The organism is Serratia sp. PL7 (assembly GCF_945957435.1).
Map to the genome: position 1 here is coordinate 429,709 of NZ_CAMFLB010000001.1, position 25,316 is coordinate 455,024.

At 62.4% G+C, this 25,316-nt stretch carries 22 protein-coding genes; 11 read left to right on the top strand and 11 right to left on the bottom strand.

Annotated elements, in window-relative coordinates; all coding sequences use genetic code 11:
• Positions 1–9: 9 nt before the first annotated feature.
• Positions 10–252: a hypothetical protein gene (locus tag N6G83_RS02070; protein WP_025303447.1), complete on the bottom strand. Its 243-nt coding sequence runs from the start codon at positions 250–252 to the stop codon at positions 10–12.
• Positions 253–493: 241 nt separating this feature from the next.
• Between N6G83_RS02070 and N6G83_RS02075 the strand changes: the two genes are divergently transcribed.
• The 8 genes from N6G83_RS02075 to N6G83_RS02110 all read left to right on the top strand — a co-directional run bounded on the left by N6G83_RS02075 (position 494) and on the right by N6G83_RS02110 (position 10,099).
• The gene (locus N6G83_RS02075; RefSeq protein WP_226905719.1) at positions 494–2,053 is read left to right on the top strand and encodes a TIGR04028 family ABC transporter substrate-binding protein; all 1,560 of its coding nucleotides are present in this window, start codon (positions 494–496) and stop codon (positions 2,051–2,053) included.
• 9 nt (positions 2,054–2,062) lie between these two features.
• Complete coding sequence (locus tag N6G83_RS02080; protein WP_049208728.1) at positions 2,063–3,007, top strand: ABC transporter permease; 945 nt, start codon at positions 2,063–2,065, stop codon at positions 3,005–3,007.
• The gene (locus tag N6G83_RS02085) at positions 3,004–3,894 is read left to right on the top strand and encodes an ABC transporter permease (protein ID WP_089196033.1); all 891 of its coding nucleotides are present in this window, start codon (positions 3,004–3,006) and stop codon (positions 3,892–3,894) included. The genes N6G83_RS02080 and N6G83_RS02085 overlap by 4 nt, the downstream gene beginning before the upstream one ends.
• Positions 3,891–5,549, top strand: a complete 1,659-nt coding sequence (locus tag N6G83_RS02090) for a dipeptide ABC transporter ATP-binding protein (RefSeq protein ID WP_049295943.1) — start codon at positions 3,891–3,893, stop codon at positions 5,547–5,549. Before N6G83_RS02085 ends, N6G83_RS02090 begins: the two co-directional genes overlap by 4 nt.
• Entirely contained in the window at positions 5,546–6,589 is a 1,044-nt protein-coding gene (locus N6G83_RS02095) for a putative FMN-dependent luciferase-like monooxygenase (protein ID WP_043143170.1), read from the top strand. The genes N6G83_RS02090 and N6G83_RS02095 overlap by 4 nt, the downstream gene beginning before the upstream one ends.
• The gene (locus tag N6G83_RS02100; protein WP_197759387.1) at positions 6,586–7,698 is read left to right on the top strand and encodes an alkylhydroperoxidase domain protein; all 1,113 of its coding nucleotides are present in this window, start codon (positions 6,586–6,588) and stop codon (positions 7,696–7,698) included. Before N6G83_RS02095 ends, N6G83_RS02100 begins: the two co-directional genes overlap by 4 nt.
• Positions 7,699–7,989: 291 nt before the next feature.
• Complete coding sequence (locus N6G83_RS02105; RefSeq protein ID WP_025303440.1) at positions 7,990–8,898, top strand: sugar glycosyltransferase; 909 nt, start codon at positions 7,990–7,992, stop codon at positions 8,896–8,898.
• A complete protein-coding gene (locus N6G83_RS02110; RefSeq protein WP_127146061.1) occupies positions 8,876–10,099 on the top strand; it encodes an O-antigen ligase family protein in 1,224 nt (407 codons plus the stop codon). Before N6G83_RS02105 ends, N6G83_RS02110 begins: the two co-directional genes overlap by 23 nt.
• Here N6G83_RS02110 and N6G83_RS02115 read toward each other — a convergent pair.
• From N6G83_RS02115 to N6G83_RS02155, 9 genes are all read right to left on the bottom strand, one after another.
• Positions 10,038–11,138 (bottom strand): glycosyltransferase family 9 protein, encoded by a 1,101-nt coding sequence (locus N6G83_RS02115; protein WP_260514524.1) that lies wholly within the window; start codon positions 11,136–11,138, stop codon positions 10,038–10,040. The two genes, N6G83_RS02110 and N6G83_RS02115, sit on opposite strands and share 62 nt — an antisense overlap.
• A gap of 144 nt (positions 11,139–11,282) precedes the next feature.
• Positions 11,283–12,476, bottom strand: a complete 1,194-nt coding sequence (locus N6G83_RS02120) for a PotD/PotF family extracellular solute-binding protein (protein WP_025303437.1) — start codon at positions 12,474–12,476, stop codon at positions 11,283–11,285.
• Between the two features lie 29 nt (positions 12,477–12,505).
• Positions 12,506–13,534: a CobW family GTP-binding protein gene (locus tag N6G83_RS02125; protein WP_164067420.1), complete on the bottom strand. Its 1,029-nt coding sequence runs from the start codon at positions 13,532–13,534 to the stop codon at positions 12,506–12,508.
• Positions 13,531–13,788 (bottom strand): hypothetical protein, encoded by a 258-nt coding sequence (locus N6G83_RS02130; RefSeq protein ID WP_225735623.1) that lies wholly within the window; start codon positions 13,786–13,788, stop codon positions 13,531–13,533. Before N6G83_RS02130 ends, N6G83_RS02125 begins: the two co-directional genes overlap by 4 nt.
• A gap of 68 nt (positions 13,789–13,856) precedes the next feature.
• Positions 13,857–14,603 carry an SDR family NAD(P)-dependent oxidoreductase gene (locus N6G83_RS02135; RefSeq protein ID WP_025303434.1) on the bottom strand — a complete coding sequence of 249 codons (747 nt, stop codon included), beginning with the start codon at positions 14,601–14,603 and terminating at the stop codon, positions 13,857–13,859.
• Between the two features lie 14 nt (positions 14,604–14,617).
• Positions 14,618–15,397: an SDR family NAD(P)-dependent oxidoreductase gene (locus N6G83_RS02140; RefSeq protein ID WP_025303433.1), complete on the bottom strand. Its 780-nt coding sequence runs from the start codon at positions 15,395–15,397 to the stop codon at positions 14,618–14,620.
• A 42-nt stretch (positions 15,398–15,439) separates the two neighbouring features.
• Positions 15,440–16,780, bottom strand: a complete 1,341-nt coding sequence (locus N6G83_RS02145; RefSeq protein ID WP_060447883.1) for an MFS transporter — start codon at positions 16,778–16,780, stop codon at positions 15,440–15,442.
• Positions 16,781–16,815: 35 nt separating this feature from the next.
• Complete coding sequence (locus tag N6G83_RS02150) at positions 16,816–17,697, bottom strand: polysaccharide deacetylase family protein (protein ID WP_025303429.1); 882 nt, start codon at positions 17,695–17,697, stop codon at positions 16,816–16,818.
• 65 nt (positions 17,698–17,762) lie between these two features.
• Entirely contained in the window at positions 17,763–19,130 is a 1,368-nt protein-coding gene (locus tag N6G83_RS02155) for an amidase (RefSeq protein ID WP_089181073.1), read from the bottom strand.
• A 346-nt stretch (positions 19,131–19,476) separates the two neighbouring features.
• Here N6G83_RS02155 and N6G83_RS02160 point away from each other — a divergent pair, with 346 nt between their 5' ends.
• The gene (locus N6G83_RS02160; protein ID WP_025303427.1) at positions 19,477–20,487 is read left to right on the top strand and encodes a GntR family transcriptional regulator; all 1,011 of its coding nucleotides are present in this window, start codon (positions 19,477–19,479) and stop codon (positions 20,485–20,487) included.
• Positions 20,488–20,566: 79 nt separating this feature from the next.
• Here the strand turns inward: N6G83_RS02160 and N6G83_RS02165 are convergent, their stop codons facing one another.
• Entirely contained in the window at positions 20,567–22,480 is a 1,914-nt protein-coding gene (locus tag N6G83_RS02165; RefSeq protein WP_142590240.1) for a sigma-54-dependent Fis family transcriptional regulator, read from the bottom strand.
• A 277-nt stretch (positions 22,481–22,757) separates the two neighbouring features.
• Between N6G83_RS02165 and ssuD the strand changes: the two genes are divergently transcribed.
• Both ssuD and N6G83_RS02175 read left to right on the top strand, forming a co-directional pair.
• Positions 22,758–23,930, top strand: a complete 1,173-nt coding sequence (gene ssuD, locus N6G83_RS02170; RefSeq protein WP_049203566.1) for an FMNH2-dependent alkanesulfonate monooxygenase — start codon at positions 22,758–22,760, stop codon at positions 23,928–23,930.
• Entirely contained in the window at positions 23,930–25,309 is a 1,380-nt protein-coding gene (locus N6G83_RS02175) for an FAD/NAD(P)-binding protein (protein ID WP_260514528.1), read from the top strand. The genes ssuD and N6G83_RS02175 overlap by 1 nt, the downstream gene beginning before the upstream one ends.
• The last annotated feature ends 7 nt before the right edge of the window (positions 25,310–25,316 follow it).

The following is a 25,316-nucleotide window of genomic DNA, read 5'->3' on the forward strand; positions in this document are numbered from 1 at the left end:
GAGTGCGGCTCAACGCCCGGCCTGCCGCAGCTGGGTGCAGAATGCGCATTGACATCCCGCTACCGGCACTGCCGCGCAGCTGCCGATGTTCACCGGCTGGGCGTCCATGGCGTGAAAGCCGTAAAACAGATTTTCGATGTTTTGTTCCGCCGCGCGCGCCTGTTCCGGGCGCGGTTCGGGCACTTTTGACTGAAACGCCGCGGCCTTGCCGGCCAACAGGCTGAGAAACAGCAGCGACAGCTGGATTTTCATCGTCGTCTTCCTTTGGCTGAGGTTTTGATACTTTATAACAAAATGCATTCGTCGCCAAGCGACGCGTCTTGTGCGATTTATACCATTGGTTAGCGAAATTAGTTCGTTCAATTCCCCGCCGATTTGGTTTGTTATCTAACCCATAACTTTCAGAAATAATATGGGTGCGGCGCGAATGTTTAAGTTTTCTTTCAAGGCATTAACCGGTGGAATAGCGGTGGCGTTAGGAGGGGCGGCGGCGATGAGCCCGGCGTTGGCGGCGGTGCAGGGCGGCACGCTGATCTACCTCGAACAGCAGGCGCACACCAATCTTTATCCGCCTTCCGGTGGGTTTTACCCCAACGGCGGTATTCTCAATCAGATCACCGATAAGCTGACTTACCAGAACCCCAAGACGCTGGAAATTGAACCCTGGATCGCCGAGTCCTGGAGCAGCAACGCCGACAAAACCGAATATACCTTCAAGCTGCGCCCCGGCGTGACTTTCTCCGACGGCACGCCACTGGACGCCAACGCGGTGGCGAAGAACTTCGACACCTACGGGCTGGGCAACAAGGAGAAACGCCTGCCGGTTTCCGAGGTAATCAATAACTACCAGCGCAGCGAAGTGGTGGATCCGCTGACGGTTAAATTCTACTTCACGCGGTCGTCGCCGGGTTTCCTGCAGGGCACCGCCACTATTGGCTCCGGGCTGGTATCGCTCGGCACGTTGAACCGCAGCTACGACGAACTGGGCGATGCGCGCCATATCATCGGTTCCGGTCCGTTTGTGGTCAGCGGCGAAACGCTGGGGCGTGAGGTCGAGCTCAGCGCCCGCAAGGATTATGACTGGGGGCCGGCCAAATCGCCCCAACAAGGGCGAGCTAATCTGGACGGCATCAAGGTGATCGTCACCGGTGAGGACAGCGTGCGCATCGGTGCGCTGCAGGCCGGGCAGGCGGATTTTATCCGCCAGATCCAGGCCTATGACGAGAAGCAAACGCAGGATCAGGGCTTTATCATTTATGCCGCACCGACGCGCGGCGTCAACGACAGCATCGCTTTCCGGCCGGATAACCCGCTGGTGGCCGATCTGCGCGTGCGTCAGGCGCTGCTGCATGCCACCGACAGCAAACAGATCGTCGATACGCTGTTCTCCGCCAACTACCCGCAGGCCAAATCGGTGATCGCCTCCTCGGCCGCCGGCTTTGTCGATCTGTCCGACAAGCTGAAATTTGACCCGCAGCAGGCTAACCGGCTGTTGGATGAAGCGGGTTGGAAAAAGGGCGGCGACGGGCTGCGGGAAAAGGACGGCAAGAAGCTGGTGCTGACGGTGTATGAATCGTTGCCGCAGCCGCAGAACAAGGCGGTGTTGCAGCTGGTTTCTCAGCAGTGGGGGAAGGTCGGCGCGCGGCTGAACATTCTGGCGGGCGACGCCGGCAGCCGGGTGGCGGATAATCTCGACCCACAGAAAACCCCGGCGACGGTGGTGGAGGTGGGGCGCGCCGATCCGGACGTGATCAAAAGTCAGTTTTATCCAACCAATCGCGATGGGCTGCTGCAGAAGGGCGGTACCAGCAGCAACAGCAATTTTAGCGATGACAAGCTGAACGCCCTGCTGCTCGGCATTGCCTCCGAGGTTGACGCGCAAAAGCGCCTGCAGACAGCCGGTGAGGCGCAAAACTACCTGATTGACCAGGCCTACGTGATCCCGTTTTTTGAGGAGCCGCAGGTGTTCGCCGGCGCGCCTTATTTGAAGGGGGTGAGCTTCGAAGCGGTCGGCCGCCCGAGCTTCTACGGCGCCTGGTTAGAGAAACATTAAGGGGGCGCAATGAAGCGATATCTGGCGGGGCGCATCGGGCAGGCGGCATTGGTGCTGTGGGCGGCCTTTACCCTGTCGTTCCTCCTGCTGCAGGTGCTGCCGGGCGATGCGATCCTGATCAAATTCCAGAACCCGGACATGGGGCTGAGCCCGGCGCAGATCGCCGACATGCGCGCGGCCTATGGCGCGGATGTCCCCTTGTGGCGGCAGTATCTGCATACCCTGGGCAGCGTGCTGCATGGCGATTTGGGCTTCTCAATGCAGGCCGGGGTGCCGGTTACCGCGCTGCTGGCGGCTAATCTGCCCGCCACGCTGCAGTTGGCGGTACTGGGCTTTGCGGTGGCGTTGCTGCTGGCGCTGATTATCGCTTTTGCTTCCAACCTGACCGGCTTCGGCTGGCTGCGTTCGGCGCTGCAGATGCTGCCGTCGCTGTTCGTTTCAGTGCCCACCTTCTGGCTGGGCATTGTGCTGATTCAGCTCTTTTCGTTCCGCCTGAAGCTGATCCCGATCATTAACCCCGGCGAGTGGCAGGGGTTGATTTTGCCGATCGCGACGCTGGCGCTGCCGATCTCTGCGCCGTTGGCGCAAATTCTGATCCGCAGCATCGATGCGGTGCAAACCCAGCCGTTCGTCGCGGTGGCGCGGGCCAAGGGCGCCAGCCGCAGCGGGGTGCTATGGCGGCATGTGGCGCGCAACGCCATGCTGCCGGCGCTGACCATCGCCGGCATGCTGTTCGGCGAACTGATCGCCGGGGCGCTGATCACCGAAACCGTGTTTGGCCGCAGCGGCCTGGGGCAATTGACCCAGCAAGCGGTGGTCAACCAGGATGTGGCGGTGCTGCAGGCGATAGTGCTGATCTCGGCCACCGCTTTCGTCATCATCAATTTGCTGGTGGATCTGCTGTTCCCACTGCTGGATCCGCGGCTGAAAACCCAGGCAGGAGCATCCCTATGAGCAGTATCTCCTTTGAAAAAGCCACGGTTCCTGAGCGCGATCTGTCCGGCGCTGAAAGTGAAGGCGCGCTGCCCGCCAGTCGTCCAAGCCGCCGCCGTGTCCCCCTGACGCTTTTGCTGGCCTGGGCGGTCATTGCGCTGGTGGTGCTGTGGGCGTTGGCGCCGCAGCTGTTTACCGCCTACAGCGGCACCGAAGGCATTGCCGGCGCGCAGCGGCTGGCGCCCGGCGGTGACCATTGGCTTGGCACCGATCAGCTGGGACGCGACCTGTATGCGCGCATGGTGTACGGCGCGTCGCAAACCCTGACCGGCGCGGTAGTGGCGGTGGCGCTGGGGTTGGTGTTCGGCACCGCGCTCGGCCTGATCGCCGGTGCGTTGGGCGGCGTGGCGGACGACGCGGTGATGCGCGTCGTCGATGTGCTGTTGTCGATCCCCGGCCTGCTGCTGTCGCTGAGCATTATCATCCTGCTTGGTTTCGGTACGGTCAACGCCGCCATCGCGGTGGGTGTCACTTCAGTTGCCAACTTTGCCCGTCTGGCACGGGCGGAAGTGGTGCGAGTGCGGCACAGCGATTACGTTGAAGCGGCCTACGGCAGCGGCGGTAGCTTTTGGACGGTGCTGTGGCGGCATATCCTGCCGAACTCGCTGACTTCGGTGATCGCCTTCTCGGCGCTGCAGTTCGGCAGCGCGATCCTGGCGATCGCCACCCTGAGTTTCCTCGGTTACGGCACTCCGCCGCCAACCCCGGAATGGGGGCTGCTGATCGCCGAAGGGCGCAACTACATTTCCACCGCCTGGTGGCTGACCACCTTCCCGGGCATTGTGGTGGTGGCGGTAGTGTTGGCGGCTAACCACATCAGCCGTTCGCTGGGAGGAAAAGCGCGATGAGCATGCAAGCGGCATGGCAACGGGCGGCGCGGCCGCCGGTACTGGCGCTGGACAAGGTTTCCATCGCTTATGAGGGCAACGAAGGCAGGCGAAGGGTGGTGCATGAGGTGTCGTTCACGATTGAGCCGGGCGAGGTGGTGGCGCTGGTTGGCGAATCCGGTTCCGGCAAAACCACCACGGCGCAGGCGATCATCGGCTTGCTGGCCGACAACGGCCACCTTGAACAGGGCACCATCCGGCTGCACGGTACCGATATCGCCGGCTGGTCATCGCGGCGGCTGGATGCGGTGAGAGGGGCGCAAATCAGCCTGATCCCGCAAGATCCCGCCAGCTCGCTCAACCCGGTAAAAACCATCGGCGAGCAGGTGGCGGAGATCGTCAATATTCACCGCCGGTTGCCGCGCGCGCAGGTACAACAGCGGGTGACGGAACTGTTGACTCGCGTCGGGCTGACGCACCCGGAACTGCGGGCGCGCCAGTTTCCGCATCAACTTTCCGGCGGCATGAAGCAGCGGGTATTGATCGCCATCGCTATTGCGCTGCAGCCGGCGTTGATCATTGCCGACGAACCGAGCAGCGCGCTGGACGTGACGGTGCAAAAACGCATTCTCGATCTGATCGACGAGCTGCGGCGCGAATTTGGCACTGCAGTGTTGCTGGTGACGCACGATTTGGGCGTGGCGGCGGAACGCGCCGATCGACTGTTGGTGTTCCGCCACGGCCGGGTGCAGGAACAGGGGGCTACCGCCGAGGTGCTGCGCGCGCCTGCCAGCGCATACACCCGCAAACTGTTTGCCGATGTGCCTTCATTGAGCGGCGCCGTTGCGCCGCCGCCGAAACGCAGCGGGCAGCCGCCGGCGATCGTGGTTCAGGCGCTGGTGAAGGATTTTCGGCTGTCCGGCGGCCAGGGGTTCCGCGCGCTGGATAGTGTGTCGTTTAGCGTGCCGCGCGGCACCACCCATGCGTTGGTAGGAGAGTCCGGGTCGGGCAAAAGCACGCTGGCGCGTTGCCTGCTGGGCTTCGAGCGGCCGGATGCCGGGCAGATCCTGATCGACGGCGTCAACGTTATCGGTCTCAGGGGCGAAGCGCTGCGTCAGTTTCGGCAGCGCATTCAGCTGGTTTATCAGAATCCGTTCAGCTCGCTCGATCCCAAACAGACTCTCTATCGGGTGATTGAAGAACCGCTGCTGAATTTCGCGCCGATCGGCAAACCGGAGCGCGATCGGCGGGTGCGTGAGTTGTTCGAACGGGTTGCGCTGCCGCCCGATTTGCTGAACCGCAGGCCGCACGAGTTGTCCGGCGGCCAGCGTCAGCGGGTGGCGATTGCCCGCGCGCTGGTGCTGCAACCGCGAATATTGGTATTGGATGAGGCCACGTCGGCGCTCGACGTCACGGTGCAGGCGCAGATCCTGCATTTGTTGCAAGAGTTGCAGCAGGAGCGGGACCTGACCTACCTGTTTATTTCTCACGATCTGGCGACGGTGCGGCGGATTTCGCACAGCGTTTCGGTATTGCACCGCGGTGAACGGGTGGACGGCGGCGCCACCGCCGAGCTGTTCGCCATGCCGGGGAGCGATTACACCCGTCAATTGATCGCCGCCATTCCCGGCCGCGCATCGCATGCCGGACAGCCAAAATTCGAGGAGGCGATATGAGCGGAAAAAGACTCGGTTTCTTCACCCGATTGCTGGATCAGGGCAGCGCGCAGGAGCGCTACCGGCTGGCGATCGAACAGATCGTGCACGCCGAACGAGCCGGGTTCGACACCGCTTGGGTGGCGCAGCACCACTTTCATGCTGATGAGGGCGGTCTGCCATCACCGCTGGTGTTTTTGGCGCAGGCGGCGGCACGCACCCGCCGTATCCGGCTGGGCACCGGGGTGATCACGTTGCCGATGGAGTCGGCGCTGCGGGTGGCGGAAGACACTGCGGTGCTGGATCTGTTGTCCGACGGCAGACTGGAGGTGGGCGTGGCCGGCGGCGGCACGCCGTCTTCTTTCGCCGCTTTCGGTCTCGACGCCGGTCAGCGCAACACGGCATTCGCCGAGAATTTGCGCACGTTGCTGAGTGCCTGGCGCGCAGAGGCGTTGGGCGGCGAAGACAACCGGCTGTACCCGGCGGCGCCGCAGCTGGCGCAACGTGTCTGGCAGGCCACGTTCTCGGTGGAGGGGGGGGAACGGGCCGGCCGCGCCGGTGACGGCCTGATGCTGTCGCGCACGCAGCCGCGCCCCGCGGACGCGCCTGACCTGCCGCTGGACGAACTGCAGAATCCGATCATTGACGCTTATCTGGCGGCGCTGCCGCCAGGGGTGGCACCGCGCATCATGGGGTCGCGCACCGCGTTTGTCAGCGAGAACGGCCAGCAGGCGCGCGACTTCGCCACGGCCGGGTTGAGCCGTGGGCTGGAGCGTATGCGCGCCAGCGGCCACCGGTTGGCCGATACGTCGCTCGACGGCCTGATCCGCGCTTTCGACGTGCACTTGGGCACGCCAGATCAGGTGATAGCCTCGTTACAACGGGACAGCGCGCTGGCGCGCGTCACCGATCTGGCGTTTCAGGTGCACTCTATCGATCCACCGCACGCCCATATTCTGCGTTCTATCGATCTTATCGCCCGCCACGTGGCCCCTGAACTGGGCTGGCGGCGCGGCACGCCTGCCGCTGCTTATGAATATCACGTTGAGGAAAAGCTATGACGACATTATCGCACCAGGTCGATCTGCTGGCCGAACTGGCCGAGATTGCGCCGGATTCCACGCTGGCGCAGGCCAGAGCCACCCGTCAGGCGGCGACCGATGCCGTTCAGTCCAGCTATCTGGCGCTGTTTGCGCCTGCGGACGCCGGCGATTTTCCGCTGGCGCAGCGGCTGCGCTTGGCTCAGCGCATCAGTGAATGGCACGGCGAGCCGCGCTTGGCCGCGCACTACGCTGCTCTGCTGGAACGTCAGGGCGACGCGCCGGAAGACGAGCGGCTGCCGGTGGCGTTGGCGCATGCAGAACGTTTGGCGTTTCAACCGGCCAACGCCAACGCCCAGCACTTGCAGGCGCTGCGGCAGGCCGGCTGGTCGCTGGACGCCATCGTCACATTGTCGCAGTTAATCGCCTTTGTCAGTTTCCAAAGCCGCTTGCTGCGGGGCTACCGGCTGTTGGGCGGCAAGACGGACGACGCTGCGGCGCATCAGCCGGTAACGGCCGGCCGCTGGCGTACGGAGCGCACGACGCGAGGCGGCCGTCACGCGCCGCCGGCGTTTACCCGGCAAGAACTGGGGTGGGAGCCGTGGATCGCCGCCAAACCGTTGGTGGAATTCGATGACGCCGGCCGGGCGTTGCTAGAGCGGTTTGGCCACGCCGATTCCGATTACTTCCGCCTGTTGGCGCGCAACCATCCGGTGCTGGAACAACGCACGCTGGCGGACCGGGCGATTTTTTATACCTCCGGCGGGTTGGCGCGGCAGGATCGCGAGCTGGCGGCAACGGTCGCCAGCAAGGTGAACGGCTGCATCTACTGCGCCTCGGTGCATGCGCGCAAGGCGGCGCAGCTGTCGAAGCGCGAAGCCGAGATAGATCGGTTGCTGGCGGTGGCGCCGGGCGGCGCGTTGAGCCAGGGGCAGGATGACGCCTGGCAAGCGCAGATAACCTTTGCCGCCGCACTATCCGCAACGCCGCCGCAGGCCGACGCCGGGCAGCTGGCGGCGTTGCGCGCTCAGGGCCTGGATGAGCTGGCGCTGTTGGATTTGGTGCAGGCGACGGCGTTTTTTGCCTGGGCCAACCGGTTGATGTTGACGCTGGGCGAACCTTATCTCTGATCCTCTTAACCGTTCAGGCGGCAGCGCCGTTGGCTGCCGCCTGAACGCGCTCGGGTATTGCCATTGACGTTATTGTTACGCGCTGTAACAGTTTCTCACCCGATTAACATTTTGACGCATCTTTTGCCGATACGCAGACAGATAATTCAAATTACAAAAATTGCCCGACTAAACGAATATTTAGATACTCGCTGGGCAGCCTGGCCAGTGCTGACACGTTTTTAAATTCTGAGCATACAGAAAGATGCCTCTGTAGGTATCGTCACGCACTCTGGACAGGACATCGCCACCATGGGCTCTTTTTTTAAGCAGATCTACCGCTATTCCCACGCGCGCCCTTATCGGCATAACGAAAACCTCTGGCCCTATGTGAAGATCGCGCGCGGCGAAGGCGGTGAAATCGCCGCCTTATGGTACAAGCACCGGGCGGTGCCGATCGTCCCGCTGAGCGAACTGCGCAGCAGTTGCCGGGGTGAGGTGCTGCTGACGGCTACCGGCCCGTCGGTGAAGGCGCTGCGCTTCGAAAATATTCCCGCCATGCCCGCCATCGGGGTCAACGGCGCCTATTTTCTGCATCGGCAGGTGGATTTTCGCTTCTACGTCATCGTGGACATGGGGTTTATCGACAGCCGCCCAGAGATCGTGCGCGACGTCATTCAACGGCCTGAGCTGACGCTGTTCACCACCGTGCACGGCGTGGCGCGCATTCTCGATCGCTTTGGTCCGGCGGCGATCGGTTGCCGATTGGCGATCGTCGAAGACGCGGCCTGCAAGATTTACCGCCCCCGGATCGACAGCGGCGCGCTGTGGGATCACTACTGCCGGGAAAACGGCGTGGTCTTTGCCGCCGAGAGCCGCATGCTCGGCTTTAGCCAGGATATCCGCTGCGGCATTTTCGATGCCGGCACCGTGGCCTATTGGGCGCTGCAAATCATCGCCTATCTCGGCTTCAGGCAGCTGTTTATCGCCGGACTGGACATGAACAACTTCCACCAGCCGCGCTTTTACGAAACCGAGCAGGATCGCTTGCCGACGTTTCTGGCGGACAAGGTGGCGTCGCTGGTGATCCCCGCTTTTCGACACGCCGGCGCGATCATGAAAAAGCAGCAGATCGCGATTAAAAACCTCTCCCTGCACAGCGCTATCGGCAGCGATATCTTCGAGAAGGTGGACGGCAATGTTTACTTTCAGCAAGCCTGAGCGGTGTTATCGCTTCGGCAGCGCGCTGTTTTTAGCCTTCGCGTTTTTCAGCGCGATCTTTTGCGGGCAGACCCGCGTCAACAACCTGTTTCATTTGGCGGCGCTGCTGTGGCTGGCCGCCGTGTTCACCTGGCCGCCGCTGCGGCGGCAGCTGTGGGCCAATCGTCAGGCGCGCTGGGGCGGCGGGCTGGCGCTGATGTTTTTGCTTTATTATTCCCTCAGTGCGCTGTGGGGCGAGACGCCGGGCGACATGCCGTCGGCCCTGACCCACAGCGCCTATATCCTGCTCTATCTCGCCTGGCTGGTGACGCTGCTCGACGGTGAGCGGCGTCATCAACTGCTGTGGGCGATGCTGGCCGGCATGACGGCGCTGTGCCTGTATCTGACGCTGGTAGACGCCCCGTCGATTTATCATCTGCGGGAAACCACCGCCCGCAATCCGGGGCCGAGCAACGTGATCGATCTGGCCGGTTACGCCGCCATCGCCATTTTGTTGAGCCTGATAATTTTCCGCGATACCGGGCAAAAAGCGGCGCTGTGCTTTATCCCGCCGCTGCTGGCATTCATGGTGCTGACGCAAAGCCGCGGCCCGCTGATCGCACTGGCGCTCGCGGTGGTAGTGGCGATGCCTTATCGACACCGGCCGGGACGGTGGCTGTGGTTTCTGTTGCCCGGTGTGCTGGCTGTGGTTCTTGTCGTCGTTTACAGCGCGATCGGCGAAATGTTGCTGACGCGTTTTGGCGAGCTGTATCAACAGAGCTTTGTTCGCATCAGCATCTGGCGCCACAGCCTGGCGCTGATCGGACAGGCGCCGTTCTTCGGCTACGGCTTTGATAAGCAGCTTAACTTTCTCAATTACACCGGCGAACTGAACCACACCACGCACAGCCTGTACCTCGGCGCGTTGCTGAAGGGCGGCTGCGTGGGGTTCCTGCTGCTGCTGGCGCTGCTGGGATATGGCGCGCGGCTCGCCATCGCGCACTGGCGCGCAGGGCGGCGTTGGGAAGCGGCCATGTTTCTGTTTATGCTGGTGTTCTACAGTTCGCAGGGCATGTTTGTGATCGCCAATCCGGCGGAGTTTTGGTACCTGTTTTGGCTGCCGCTGGCGATGCTGCTGTCGCAGCCTAAGCGGTTGCCGATCAGGGGTGTACCGGCGGTAACGCCGCCAGGGTCTTCTCCAGCACCTGTTCCGCCGCGATGAGGCTGAGCGGTTGGCTGCGCTGGGCCGTATCCAGCGCGGCGCTATCAACCGGCACGTGCATCACCTGATGCCGCTCGCTGTCCTGATAGGGGCCGGTATGCCGCGGGTTAGCGGTGACGAACAGGCTGACGGTGGCGGTTTTCAACGCCACGGCGAGGTGAAGCGGGCCGGTATCGCCGGTCACCAGCACCTGCAGATTGGCGATGGTCGCCAGCAGTTGCGGTAACGTGGTCGCGCCGATATGGCTTACCACCCGCTGTTGCTGTTCCTCACTCAAACCCGCCATAAATTCCCGCTCGAGGCTGCGCTCCGCCTTGCTGCCAATCAACTCGATCTGGCAGTCGGGGGAGTGCGCCAGCAGCCGTTGCGCCAGCTGAACAAAGCGTTCGACCGGCCAACGACGCAGCGTTTCGGAGGCGCCCATCTGAAAGCCGATCGGGATCTTGCCCGTCGGTTTCGCCAGTGCGGGTAGGGCGACCGGGATGAACATGTCAGGATTGTCGGTACGGCATCCCAATTGCCCCACCATATCCAGCTTGCGCTGAATCAAATGGCCGCCGGTGCTGCGGCTGACGCCGGTCAGCCAGCGTTCCATGCCGCTCGGTTTGTTGCCATAAATGTCTTTGAACAGGTATTGGCAGCCGGCGGTGATGGCGACCAGCACGTCATAAGGCGCCTTCGAGTGCAGGATGACCGCCAGCTGCGGCCGGTTTTTTCGCAGGCGCCGGATAACGCCCAACATGTCTTTAGCCTTGTGATCCCAGTAAATTATGTCATGAAAGCAGGGGCTGCCTTCGACCAGCTGCCGGTTTTTGTGGCTGGAGACCAACGTGATTTGCACGCCGGGATAGCGCTCACACAGTGCGCGGATGGCGGGCGTATTGAACATCAGATCGCCGAGGGCACTGGTGGAGAAAATCACGATGCGTTCAAAAGATTGCTGCGGATCGAAGCTCGCTGCGGGCCGGAAATTGCCCGCGATGCGGGTATAGAGACGCAAACCGGCGTTGGCCGCCGCTATTTTCCACTGTTTAGACATTGCCGTTCGCTTCCGCTTGAGTTCGGTGGCCACCGTCTGGCGCCGCGTCGTATCATACAAGCGCGGCCACGGCAGGCCAATGGCCCGCAACAGATTGCGACAGATGCTAACGTTATGCTTGCAATTGCCTTCGGGCGCCGCCGGTCAGGCGCGAAGAAAATCCTGCCAGCGTCGTACCAGATAGTTATGTTCATCCATCACGGAATTCCAGACGGCAATGTGACTCATGCGCTGCTCATAGCTGCCGCCATCGCGGATTTCCCCCTTAGCGATGAGCGGGTTGCCGTAAGCGTCCGGCAAATCTTCACTGGCGGCTTTGCCTGCATACCAGTAATCCCATTCGGCGGCAGACAGGTAAGGCCGGCTGCGCTGAGGATTGGAAATATAGTATCCCTGCCTGGCCATCACTGCGCCCGGCCATCCGGATTGCCACCAGTTAAGGTAAGCATAGGCGGCGTCGAGTGTTTTACCGGTGGCGCAGCGTGAAAGCGACAGACCGCCATACCAGGCGCGGTAGCCTTCACGCGGCGTCGCCAGCCGGTAATCTTTTTGCCGCGAGTGATGACGAAAATACGTTGGCGCCCACAGGCTTTGGATATTGACGCGCGGATCGTCAATCAATCGGCAGGCTTCGTCCTGGCTGGTCCAGAATGCGGCGAAGTGCCCCTGGCGATGCAGCAGGGACAGCGCGTCGGTCAGGCTGTCTATCTCCTCCAGACTGAGGTTGCCAACGTTGGCGAAACGCGCGAGCCCTGCGCCTTGCGCAGCCAGAGCCGCATCCAGTCCGCCCATCGCCGCATCGTCCTGCAGCGCCGACTGGCCGGAAAATGCCGGGTGCAGCAACCATCCCCAGCTTTCTTCTTCTTCGTGCAGCGCGGGCGGCAAGCGAGCTTCATGATAGGCGAAGCTGTCGGCGTTATGCGTCAGCGGCAGCATGCTGATGTGATCGGTGGGCCGGCTGTTCAGACTACGGTCATGTTGCACATACAGGCGGTTTACCGGCACGCTGCCGTCACCCAACCGCCCACCGGGAAACAGGGCGCCGAGTTTAGGTAAATCGTTAATCTCGTCCCAGTAAGCCAACCTCTTAATCTCCAACGGCTGGATGGCTCGCGCCGGCCAGACAAAATCCACGTTGTGAAACCATTGGTCGTAGAGATCGTAACGCTCCGGGTGCATAACGGCGATACGCTGGGCGTCTTGCACATCGTGAATGTGATATTCGATATGCAATCCCAGATCCTGCTCTGCCCGTTGACGCAACAGTTCGAGCAAGGTCACCGAAGTACCCAATACCCGTAACGTGGGGCGACCGCGGGGTGAAGGTGTCGAGGTCATGAGGTGGCAGCTCCGTCAAAGGGGAGCCATCAGAAGGATGGCTGCGTAAAAGGGTGTAGAAAACGTTGAAAAGCGTTCTGCAGCCGCTTGGGGTCAAGGCCGCGCAGAATGAAGACCAACTGCGTGCGCCGCCGGCCGTCCGGCCAGGCGGCAAGATGTTCCGGGGGATGCAGACTGTGCTGCACGCCGTGGATCACCACCGGCGTATCGCTTTCCAGCACGTTCAGCATGCCTTTTATCCGCAGTATAGATTGTCCGTGGCAATGCAGCAGCATCGACAGCCAGACGGTGAAAGCCGACCAGTTTATCTGTTGCTCGAAGGTGATGATACAGGTCTCGGTGGTAGGGTGCGTCTGCTGCCCAGGCTTGCTGTAAGGTGCTGCCCCCTGTTTGGCCGGAACGGCCGGCCAACGCCGAAAACGCGTAGGCACCTGAGGCGAGCATGGGGTATCGAACAGGCTGAGATCGCCATTGGCCAATTGATGACTCATGGCGGTTTGCGCGAGCGGATTCAATTGCTGCAGGTACGCCAGTAACGCAGGCCCTTCGCCGGCCGGCACACGATCGGTCTTACTCAGCACCAGCCAGTCGGCGGCGCTGACCTGGGCCAACCATTCGGGATGATGGTTGGCTTGCTGCCAGGCATGTTCGCTGTCGATCAGCGTGACCATGGTACCGGGGGTGAAATGGTACTGTAACTGCCGGTCTTGCAGCAATGTGGCAAATATCGGTGCCGGATCCGCCAGGCCGGTGGTTTCCAGGATCACTTTGCTGAATGGCGGCACCTCGCCACGTTGACGGCGTTCATACAGCGCCAACAGCGCCTGTTTCAACTCGCCGCGGATCGCGCAGCAGACGCATCCTCCGGGCAACAGCACGGTGTCCGGTGCGATCTCCCCCAGCAGCAAATGGTCGATGCCGACCTCACCGAATTCGTTGACCAGCAGAGCGACATCATCCAGGTTCTGCCCTGCCAGCAAACGTTGAAGCAAGGTGGTTTTGCCGCTGCCCAGGAAACCGCTCAACACGTGTACCGGCAGTTTATCTTCTGGGCTCATGGCGCCTCCGCAGAGATGAGGGCGGTGAGATAGCGTTCATCGAGCGGGTCAATCGGCCGTTTCAGCAGCCGTTCGGCCTCTTGCCAAAGCTGATCCAGGCGGGTAACGATCGCCTGCTGTCCGGTAGCGCCGGCCAGTAGCCAACTGCTGCCGTGGATATCGCTTAGCGTCAGCTTTAAGGGGGCCAGAGCGCGATTCAGTATCGCCAGCTGTTGCAGCCGACGCTGGCGCATGGGCAGGTCAGAATGTCGCAACGGATCGCTCCATTGCGGCGTGTCGTTCAATAGTCCGCAGAGTCCGCACATCGTTCGGGGTTCTCCTATCAGGGCATCACATCGCCGGCGTTGGGCCCCAGCGTTTGGCCGACAAACAGGTTGCCGCCCGGCTCACTGGCCAGCAGCAGCGCCACCGGCGCGATTTCCTCGACCAGGCCGAACCGTCCCAGCGGCAGCTCATTTGCTTTGGCCTCTTTCCAGGCATCGCTGATGCCGGCCACCAACGGGGTCTTGATCGGGCCGGGTGCAATGGCGTTTACCAGCACATTGTCGCAGGCGACTTCAAGCGCCAGCGACTTGGTGAAGCCGATCACCCCGGCCTTGGCGGCGGCATAGTGGCTCAGTTCGGCGCCGCCTTTAATGCCCAATTGCGACGCGATATTGATGATGCGGCCCCAGCGTTGTCGGCGCATATAAGGCAGTGCGTGCTGCGAAGCGAGGAAAACGCTGCGCAGATCGACCGCCATCATCTCGTCCCACATCTCCAGCGTCAGTTCGCTGCAGGGCGCCTGGGTAAGCATGCCGGCGTTATTAACCAGAATGTCGATACCGCCTAACCGTTGCAGGCAGGCCTCCACGCCCCGTCGGGCGCCGTCCGGTTTGCCGACGTCGGCGACGGTGCCATGGCAGGTTGCGCCCTCAGCCCGACAGCGTTCGACGATAACGTTCAGCCCGGTGCCGTCGCGGTCGCTCAGCATCAGCGCTGCCCCCTCCCTGGCAAACAACAGGGCAATCGCGGCGCCTATGCCGCTGGCGGCGCCGGTGATCGTTGCGCGGCGGTGTTTCAGCATCATATTTTCCTCCCCGCTCACTCTGGCCAGCGAACCGTCAGGCCGCCGTCGATAATCAGGCTTTGTCCGGTGATGTACGAGGCCTCGTCGCTGGTCAAGAAACGTATCAGGGCGGCGACCTCCTGCGGCCGTCCTACGCGTCCCAGCGGAATGCCTCGTGCGGCTTTGGCCAGGCCCGCCGGCCCCAGCGAGTGGGTTTCATCCAGCGACTGCGGCGTTTCAATCAAACCGGGGATCACCGCGTTGCAGCGAATGCCGCGTGGGGCCAATTCCACCGCCAGTGAACGACAGATGCCGGGGATGCCGGCTTTAGCGGCGGCGTAGTGAGCATGATCTTGCCAGCCGTAGACCCCACCGGCGATGGAAGATACCGCCACCAGGCTGCCGCCGCCGCGCATCTGGCCGATCGCCGCGCGAAACAGTCGCATCACGCCGCTGAGATCAACATTGAGCATTTCGTGCCACTGTTGGTCGCTCATCTCTTCCAGCGGTGAGCGGCGCAGCAGGCCGGCGTTGGCCACCGCATAATCGACGCGGCCGAAGTGTTCTGCCGCGCGCAGGGCAAAGGCTTCCACCGAGGCGGTGGAGGCCACGTCCAATTCCAGCCACAAGGCATCACCGCCGGCGTTGGCGACGCGCTCCGCCGCTTGCCGATAGTCGTGCGGATCCTGGGGAAAATAGCCGGCGGCGATCCTGATGCCACGGCGGGCATACTCTTCCGCCAGGGTCAATCCTATGCCACTGGCCGCACCGCTGATCAGCGCCACCGGTTGAGATGAAGATAATTTTTCAGTCATAAACGATTCCTCGAACATGAGGGGGCTCCCCCCCTCGAGCACTTAGTGCACGCTGTGCGGCGCCACATGGCGGGCGAATAGCATGATGACGCCGGAAGCGAAGCAGGGTACGGCGCCGAACCACAGCGCGGCGGTTTGCCAGTGGCCGCCGTCGCTGAGTACGGTGGTGGTACCGATGCCGGCGATAATGGCGCCGATCGGCCCCATCGCGCCGATCAGCGCGCCGGCCGTGGCGCGGATGGCGGTAGGGAAGCTTTCGCTGATGAAAAACAGCGCCGCCGCATAGGGGCCGATCAGAAAGAACAAACCGATGCTGTACAGCGCGACGATCGTCGGGAGGTTGCTGGGGCAGAAAAGCATCACGGCGAATGACACCCCGCCGATCATCCAGCCGACGGCGATGGTATTGCGGCGACCGAAACGATCGCCCAACCAGCCGTGCGTCAGGTAGCCGCAATAGCCCACCAGGTTGGACAGCACCAGAATCAGCAGCGAGTTGGCGAAGGAGACGCTGTGCACTTTAGTAAGAACCGTAGTGCCGAGCACGCTGAAGATTTGGATAGCGAACCAGTTGATCAGCACGGCACCGCCCAGCACCAATGTGGCGCGCAGCGAAGCGCCGCGGAATGCGGCTGACAGCCCGGCCTGCTGATGAGCGTCATAATCGACCTGGTAATCGCGAGCGACCTGCCGAGCTTGCTCGATATCACCGAGATGGCGCAGTTGATGAATGTGCTGGTGGATTTGAAACTGCGGAGTCTCTTTCAGTTTCAACGCCAGCAACGCGATGATAAACGACGGCAGCGCGGCGAAAATAAAACTGCCTTGCCAGCCTATGATCGGCATCAGCAATGCTGTCAGCGCCGAAGCGACCAGCGCGCCGACCGGCCAGCCGCCCTGGACCAGACTGTAGATGAATCCCTTGCGGCGATTGAGGGCCGGATCGTCGAGAGCGGCGTAGATCTCGGTGAGGTAGGTGGCGTTAACGGTTTGTTCCGCGTAACCGAGCCCGGCGACGGAACGGATGCCGATCAGCGCGCCTTTCCCCCAGGCACCGCCGATCGCAGTCAGCAGCGAGCAAACGGCGGCTCCCCCGACGGTAACGACGATGCCCAGCCGCCGGCCGAGTTTGTCGACCAACGGGCCGATAGCCAGCGCGATGATCGCGCCGCCTACCGCCACCCAGGTGGCCAGTTCGGCCTGTTCTACTTCGCTCCAGCCAAAGTGATCGCCGATTTCCGGCAGCAATGTGCCGAAAAGAATGAAATCATAGACGGCGAAGACCCAGGCGAAGAAAGCGATCCATGTTGCGAATTTGGCGTCCCTGATGGTTAATTGCTGGGGTTGCCAGCCGTTGACCGTTGTCTTTTTATAGAGGCTCATGTTTGCTGTCACTCATGCGGTGGAAAGCGGCAGTTTCAGACTTTGCGCGGCATGCGGCGCAGGTAGTCGTCGGCGATTTCATCAAAGGTCACGAAGCGAACCCCTTGATGGCTCTGGATGTGTTTGATCAAGCGTTCCAACATCAACAGCACCTGCGGGCGGCCGGAGACGTCGGGGTGGATGGTCATGGTGAAGACGGCGTAGTCGTGCTCGCGGTAGACCCAGTCGAACTGATCGCGCCACATCTCTTCGAGATGGCGAGGGTTGACGAAGCCGTGGCTGTTGGGGGATTTTTTGATGAACATCATGGGCGGCAAATCGTCCAGATACCAGTTGGCTGGGATCTCCACCAAATCGGTCTCTTCACCGCGCACCAGCGGTTTCATCCAGCTGTCGGGATGCTGGCTGTAGTTGATGCGGGTCCAGCTGTCGCCGACGCGGACATAATAAGGGTGGAAGTCGTTGTGCATCAGGCTGTGGTCATACTTGATGCCTTTCTTCAACAACAGTTCGTTAGTGACGTTGCTGAACTCCCACCAGGGCGCGACATAGCCGGTAGGGCGCTTGCCGGATAATTGTGTCACCAGCTCAATACAGCGATCGAGGATTGCCTCTTCTTGCGCCGGGGTCATGGCGATCGGGTTTTCGTGGCTGTAGCCATGCACGCCGATTTCATGCCCGGCATCCGCGACCGCTTTCATCTGTGCCGGGAAGGTTTCGATGGAGTGGCCGGGTATAAACCAGGTAGTGCGCAGGTTGTGATCGGCGAACAGCTTAAGCAAGCGCGGCGCACCTACCTCACCGGCAAACATACCGCGTGAAATATCGTCGGGTGAATCTTCGCCGCCGTAAGACCCCAGCCAACCGGCAACGGCGTCCACATCGACGCCGAATGCGCAAAGTATTTCTTTAGCCATGTTGTTATCTCCTGAGTGTGCGAACAATCGCGAGAGCCGGCCGCAACAGCAGCGGCCTGCGTGGGTTAATTCTGTTGCGTCAACCGATATTCGATACTGAGAGCCATTCGGAGCAGACGCTCATCGTCGCCGGCCGGCAGCGACAGCAGTACGCTGGTCGCCAGACCATCGCCATCATGGCCGGTAGGCATGGCAATCCCCGGCATGTCCAGCAGGCTGCCGGGCATGGTGAGCCGCAACGTGGCCAGATTGGCTTGGGCAAACAGCGCAGCGTCGTTTTCCAGTGCGGCCAGCGGAGGGGCAACGTGGGCGACGGTCGGCGTTATCAGCAGCGCACCGGCCAATTCATCGTGCATTTGCTGCTGCCAGCCGGCGCGCTGGCGCAAAAACTGCGCCAGCAGATCGGCGGGGAGCGTTTCCGCCGCCAGTAAGCGGCTGCGCACGCGCGGATCCATACTCTCGGCCAAGGGGCTGTGCAGACGTTCCCGATGCTGTTCCAGCGCTTCTGCGGCGCCCGGCCACCCTCGTTCGGCTACCCAGATGAGCGCCTGACGCAGCATGGCGACCGGGCGCTCGTCAATATGTGCGCCGGCCGCGCTCAGGCGCGCCAGAGCAGCCTGCAAATTTTGACGGACTGCAGGTTGTACGTGCGGATCGTGCAAGACATCGGGATCGACCCGCAGCGTCATGCCCGTGAGCGGATAGGGCGACAGCGGATGGGACGCGGGTACCAGCACCCGATCGAAAGCGATCGCGTCGCGAACGCTGCGGCAGAGGGGGCCGAGGGTATCCAGGCTGGGGGATAACGGAAAAACGCCGCGTCGACTATAGCGTTGGCTACTGCTGCGGTAGCCAATCAGTCCGTGAAAGGCGGCGGGTATGCGAACGGAACCGGCGGTATCGGTCGCCATGGCTATGGGGACGATACCGCGTGCGACCGCGCTGGCCGAACCGCTGGACGATCCGCCTGGCGCGCGAGCCGTGCCGTGGCGATCCAAGAGCGCAGGGGTGCCAAAATGTGGGTTGAGGCCAAGACCGGAATAGGCGAACTCGCTGAGATTGGTTTTGCCGATGCTGACCAGCCCGGCCTTCTGAAGCTGCGCGATCGTCGCCGCATCGTGTGTCGCCGGCGGGGCGGTGGCTAGGGTCGCGGAACCGGCGCTGGTTTGCGTTGCGGCCATATCGAGCAGATCTTTCACGGCCATGGGAATCCCGTCCAGCTCGCTGAGCGGCGCATTGCTGCGCCAACGCCGGGTCGCTTCAGCCGCTTCGCGACGGGCGCGATCCGGGGTCAGGCAGATGAAAACCGTTGGCGCTTCGGCGGCTGATGACAAAGCGTGTTCCACGAGTTCGCTCGGTGTCAGCGTTCCTTCGCGAAACGCGCTCGTCAGTTGGATGGCATCAGGGAAGGCATGCCCAGGGGTGTGATTCATAGGATGACCTTAAAATGTACCTTTTATTAAAATATACATTTTAAGGTAGCAAGCTGGATGCCAGGTTGTCATTACCATTGATTAAAATTCGTGCTGAGTTGTGATCGAAATGATAAATAACGTGTTATTTAAGCTGAAAATGGTGATGGGGGGCACGTTTTTCGTTGGTCTAGCACGGTATTGAAAATGTATTTTTATTTAAATTAGCCGTTATGGTGCATACCGGGGGGCAATTGCCCTTAGAAAGGGCAATGACGGGATAAGAACGAGTGAGCGCCAATTTGGTGGGTGGAGTGTGCCATAATGCCAGTCACTCCATGGGGAACGGTGGTTGAGTGACGAGCTAATGGAAAAAACGAGAGTGGAGAAAAGCAGCGGTGAAACACGCGCCGGCGCGCGTTATGAAATGATCCGACAAACCTTGGATGAGGCCATTCGTGCGGGGTCGGTGCCCGCAGGGTTGGTATTGCTTGAAGGGCCGCTGGCGGACATGTTCGGTACCAGCAGGGTGCCGGTTCGCAAAGCGTTGGGGCTGCTCCATCAAGAGGGGCTGATAGCGCGTTTCGAAGGCCGAGGTTTCATCGTGACGCCTGAAGGGGGCGAAGTAGAGCCGCAGCGTTTGCCGCTTAACCGAGCCGTGTTGGGATTGTGCCCGCAGGAAGAATTGGTGGATACCCGTAGCACGAGTGAGAAGGTATTCAGCGATTTGCAGGAGGCGTTGTCTACCTGCATGGTGTTTGGTCACTACCAGGTCAATGAAGCCAGCGCGGCGGAATTTTATAATGTCAGCCGCAGCGCCATTCGCGAAGCGTTGATGAGACTGCGCGATCAAGGGCTGGTAGAGAAAGAGCCCTATGCGCAATGGCTGGCCGGGCCACTCACCGCCCGAGAAATCACCGATCATTATGAAATTCGGGCCTGTCTGGAGCCCGCCGCCTTGCTCAAGGCGGCACCCCATCTCTCGCGCCAGCATGTGTTAGACAGCCTGGAACGCCTGACTCAGCTGGAACAAGGCACATTTTCCCTGGCGAGCCTGGAGCGGGTAGAGGAAGACTTGCATATTCATTGTCTGGCGCCGGCGGGGAATAAAACCCTGCTGGGGGTGTTGCGTCAAAGCCAGTCGCCGCTCATCGTCACGCGTATTTTCTACGATATGCTGGGGATTAAGATTGAGGAAGCGATGTTGAATGAACACCGCCTGGTGTTGCAGATGTTGTTGCAGGGCGCTAACGACGCGGCTGCGCTGGGGTTGCAGGAGCATCTGCGCCGCGCACAGATGCGTACCTTGCAACGGCTGAAGGTCATTTCGGTATTGCCGGAACCCGCCTTGCCGCCTTACCTGTTGCGGCTAAGCTAGGTCTACGGTCGCGTTTATTCCGCCCGGGCCTGCGCGGGGCGGCCGATCTCGCCGCGCCGGAGCCTCCGGCGAGAGGGAGTCACATCGGCCAAACCGCCTCGCGCACGGCGATCGCTCTGGGCAGCAGCCCGAGGGCGTAGAAGCGGTCGGCGATGCTTTGCTGCTGGCGGATCACCTGTAAATCCATGGCGCGAACCTCGTGGCTGCGGCGCGACAGCGCGAGTTCCAGTGAGGCGCTCGCCAGCCCCAGTTCGTTGGAAAGGTGACGAGCGGCTTCTCTCGGCTGCGCGGCGATGTAGCGGCCGGTGTGCTGCAGCGCCTGCATCAGCGGCCGCAACAGATCGTCCGAACGCTCGGCGAAGCCGCGGCGCGCCAGGTAGAATTGCTGATTGAGCACCCGCTGGGTGCCGTCGGCGATCACGCGCAGTTCCCCGTTGCGCTGCGCGTCGCTGAGCAGCGGATCCCACATCATCCAGGCGTCCACCGCCTGCAGGTCGGTCGCCGACAGCGGATACTTCGGCGGCGCGTAGACGATACGCACGTCGTTCAACGTCAATCCCTGTTCGTCCAGCATCTGCAGCAATAAATAGTGCACGTTGGAGCCTTTGTTGAGCGCGATGCGTTTGCCGCGCAGATCGGCGGCGCTGCGTATTGGGCTGTCTTGCGGCACCACCATCGCCACGCTCTGCGGCGCAGGCGGCTCAAAACCGACGTACACCAGCGCATTGCCCTGTGCCTGGGCGAAGATCGGCGGCACTTCGCCGGTGGTGCCGAAGTCTATCTCATCGCCGTCGAGCGCGTGCAGCAGCTGCGGCCCGGCGGGAAACTCGCTCCACAACACGCTGATGCGCTGTGTGGCGAAGAGCTGTTCCAGGCTTTGCCGCGCCTTGAGCACCCCGAGGTTGCCGAACTTTTGATAGCCGATGCGCAGTTCGCGTTCGGGCAGAGACGCTGCGGCGATGGCCGGTGAATGTGCGGGTGCGCCGGCGCTGCGACGGCGCGGTTTGATCAGACCAAGATGTGCCAAATGGGTGCGCAGGGTATTGCGGCTGACGCCAAGCAACGCCGCCGCTTGCAGCTGGTTGCCGCCGCTGCTTTCGAAGGCGTTGCGCACCAGCGCATCCAGCACCCGTTGGTAAAGCTGTGCGCTGTCGCCTTGCAACTGCCGCTGCACAAAGCGGTCGATGGCGTCGTCACTGCTGCCGTCGTTATCCGTCAGGCGATGGGTGAGCTGCAGTTGCTGCGGTGCGATCGCCCCCTCCTGGCTCAGCAAGACCGCATTATGCAGCGTGTTCTCCAGCTCGCGCACGTTGCCAGGCCAAGGGTAGTCCAGCAGCGCCTGCTGCGCTTCCGCCGTCAACCGCGGCAGTGGCCGTTCCAGACGGCGGGCGTACAGCGCAAGAAAATGTCTGGCCAGCACCGGAATATCCTCCGGCCGCTGGCGCAAGGGCGGTAAAGTCACCGCCGCCACGTTCAGGCGGTAATAGAGATCTTCACGGAACCGCCGTTGGCGAATCGCGCCGGCCAGATCGACGTGGGTGGCGGCGATGACCCGCACATCGATCTTCAGCGGTTTGCGCGAACCGACGCGGGTGATCTCCCTTTCCTGCAGCACGCGCAGCAGCTTGACCTGCAGCGACAGGTTCAACTCGCCGATCTCGTCCAGCAGCAGGGTGCCGCCTTCCGCCGCTTCGAACCAGCCCTGATGAGTGCCGACGGCGCCGGTGAAGGCGCCTTTCTCATGGCCGAACAGTTCGGCTTCCGCCAGGCTTTCCGTCAGCGCGCCGCAGTTGACCGCCAGGAAAGGTTGATGGCGGCGCGCGCTGTGGTGGTGCAGATAGCGCGCCACCACTTCTTTGCCGGTGCCGGTTTCACCGACGATCAGCACGGTGGCGTCGGTGGGAGCCAGCCGATCGAGCACGCTTTGCAGAGCGAGCGACGCCGGATCGATCAGCACCGGCTTGTCGGCGGCGAACGGTTGGGGATCGTACATGGGCGTCTCCTGTCTACGACGATGGGAAAAAAATCTTATCCCAGCCAATGGGCAGCCGCGAGAGGATAAAAGGCGCACGGTGCTGCATTGGCAACAGCTTTCCGCCGCTGCCTGCTGCCAATGCAGCAGTGTTTTGACGTCGATATTTCATCAATATATTGATATGTATTGGTTTTTTAAAATCTGCAATGTGGCATGCATCCTGCTTTTCTTTTTATAACCAAGCAAAGTTTTTCTATCGATAAATACTGAAAATAGTTATATAGGAAAGGCATAAATGACTGAGTCAGTGAAAGAGCGCATCAACGTTTTCTGGTTTCTGCCGACCCACGGCGACGGCCGCTATCTGGGCACGGCGCAGGGCGGGCGCCCGGTGGACCTGCCTTATTTGCAGCAGGTGGCGCTGGCTGCCGACAACCTCGGCTATTACGGCGTGCTGATCCCAACCGGTAAAAGCTGCGAGGATTCCTGGCTGGTGGCGGCGGCGCTGGCGCCGATCACCCGCCGGTTGCGCTACCTGGTGGCGGTGCGCCCCGGCCTGCAGCCGCCGAGCCTGGCGGCGCGCATGGCGGCGACGCTGGATCGGCTGTCGGACGGACGCCTGCTGATCAACGTGGTGACCGGCGGCGATCCGGTGGAAAACAAAGGGGATGGCATCTTCCTCAGCCATGCCGAACGTTACGAAGTGACACAGGAATTTCTCACGGTGTATCAACGGCTGCTGCAAGGGGAGAAGGTGGATTTCAGCGGTAAGCATATTCGCGTCGAAGGCGCCGAATTGCTGTTCCCGCCGGTGCAGGAAAACGGCCCGCCGCTCTATTTCGGCGGCTCATCGCCGGAAGCGATCGACATCGCCGCTGGGCAGATCGACACCTACCTGACCTGGGGCGAGCCGCTGGCTCAGGTGGCGGAAAAGCTAGCGGTGGTGCGCCAGCGCGCCGAGCGGCAGGGGCGTAAACTCAGCTATGGCATTCGCCTGCACGTTATCGTGCGCGAAACTGAAGACGAAGCCTGGGCGGCGGCCGAGCGACTGATCGCGCATCTGGATGACGACACCATCGCGGCGGCGCAGCAGATCTTTGCGCGCATGGACTCCACCGGCCAGCGCCGCATGAGCGAGCTGCACGGCGGCTCGCGCGAGAGTCTGCGCATCGGCCCCAACCTGTGGGCCGGCGTCGGCCTGGTGCGCGGTGGCGCCGGCACCGCATTGGTGGGCAATCCGCAGCAGGTGGCGGCGCGCATACGTGAGTATCAGGCGCTGGGCATCGACAATTTCATCCTTTCCGGCTATCCGCATCTGGAAGAAGCTCACCGCTTCGCCGAGCTGGTGATGCCGCTGCTGCCGCTGGCGCAGTCGGCTCATCAGACGGCTCGCACGATCAATACCGGCCCGTTTGGCGAAACCATCGGCGGCGATCGTCGTCCCGGCCCGGCGCAGCGGGAGGGCTGATGGCGAAGCGTGCCCATATTATCGTTATCGGCGGTGGTTTCACCGGCGCGGCGCTGGCGATCCAGCTGGCGCGCGGAGCGGTGGATGTCACGGTGATCGAACCGCGCGCCGCGCCGGGCTATGGCGTGGCGTATTCGACCACCGAGCCGACCCACCGCATCAACGTCCCGGCCGATAGGATGCAGCTGGCGGATGAGCCCGCGGGGGATTTTGACCGCTGGTTCCGTCAGGGCGGCGGGCTGACGGCCGATCCGCAGGCGCTATGGCGCGACGGTAAGGCCTATCCGCAGCGCGGCGCCTTCGGCCGCTATGTCGAGGAGCGTTTTCATCAGGCGGCGCAGTCGGGCCAGGCCCGCTTGCGGCACCTGCGCGATCGGGCGCAGTACCTGCAGCCGCAGGCGCAGGGCGCGTCCGTCATCACCGCCGGCGGCGAACGGCTGTGGGGCGATTATGTGGTGTTGGCGACCAGCCATCCGCCGCCCGCGCTGCCGCGGCAGATCGCCCCGGAACTGGCGCGCGACGCGCGGTTAATCGCCAATCCCTGGGCGGAGGGAGCGCTGGATGAGATTGAACCCGGTGAGGCGTTGGCGATCGTCGGCAGCGGGCTGACGATGGCCGATGCGGTGGCGGCGTTGCACCGCCGCGGGCATCGTGGGCCGATTACCGCGTTCTCTCGTCACGGCTTGTTGCCGCGTGCCAATGCCGAAGGGGAGTACCCGACGTGGTCGTTTACCCCGCCATCCGGACTGCGTGATGGGGTGCGGCAGGTGCGCCTTGAGGTGGCGCGCGCCGCTGGGCAACGGGTGCCGTGGCAGGCGGTGTTGGACGAGGTGCGCGCCCAGGGCCAGCGTCTGTGGCAAGCATTGACGCCGACCGAACAGCAGCGCTTTCTGCGGCATCTGCGCGCCTATTGGGACGTGCACCGCTATCGCATTGCACCGCAGGTGAGCACGTTGCTGGCGGAGCAACAGGCGGCGGGCACGCTGCAGGTATTGGCCGCTCGTTTGCGGCGGGCAGAACCCACGCCGCAGGGCGTGCGTTTGACGATTCTGCCGCGCCAGGGCGCAGAGCGGGCGCTGCAGGCGCAGCGGCTGCTGATCGCTACGGGTCCGGCCCATGCCGGCCTGATCGCCGCCAGCCCGTTGCTCAGCTCGCTGGCGGAGCAGGGGGCGCTGCGCGCCGATCCGCAGGGATTGGGGCTGTGGGTCAATGCCGACAGCCAGGCGATCGGCGGCGACGGCCTTGCCAACCCGCGCCTGCTGGTGGCCGGCCCGGCGGCGCGTGGCCGCTTCGGCGAACTGATGGGGCTGCCGCAGGTGGCGGAACACGCCCAAAGCGTCGCGCAATATCTGCTGGCGCGATGTCCGGCTGCAAACTGATCGTCCA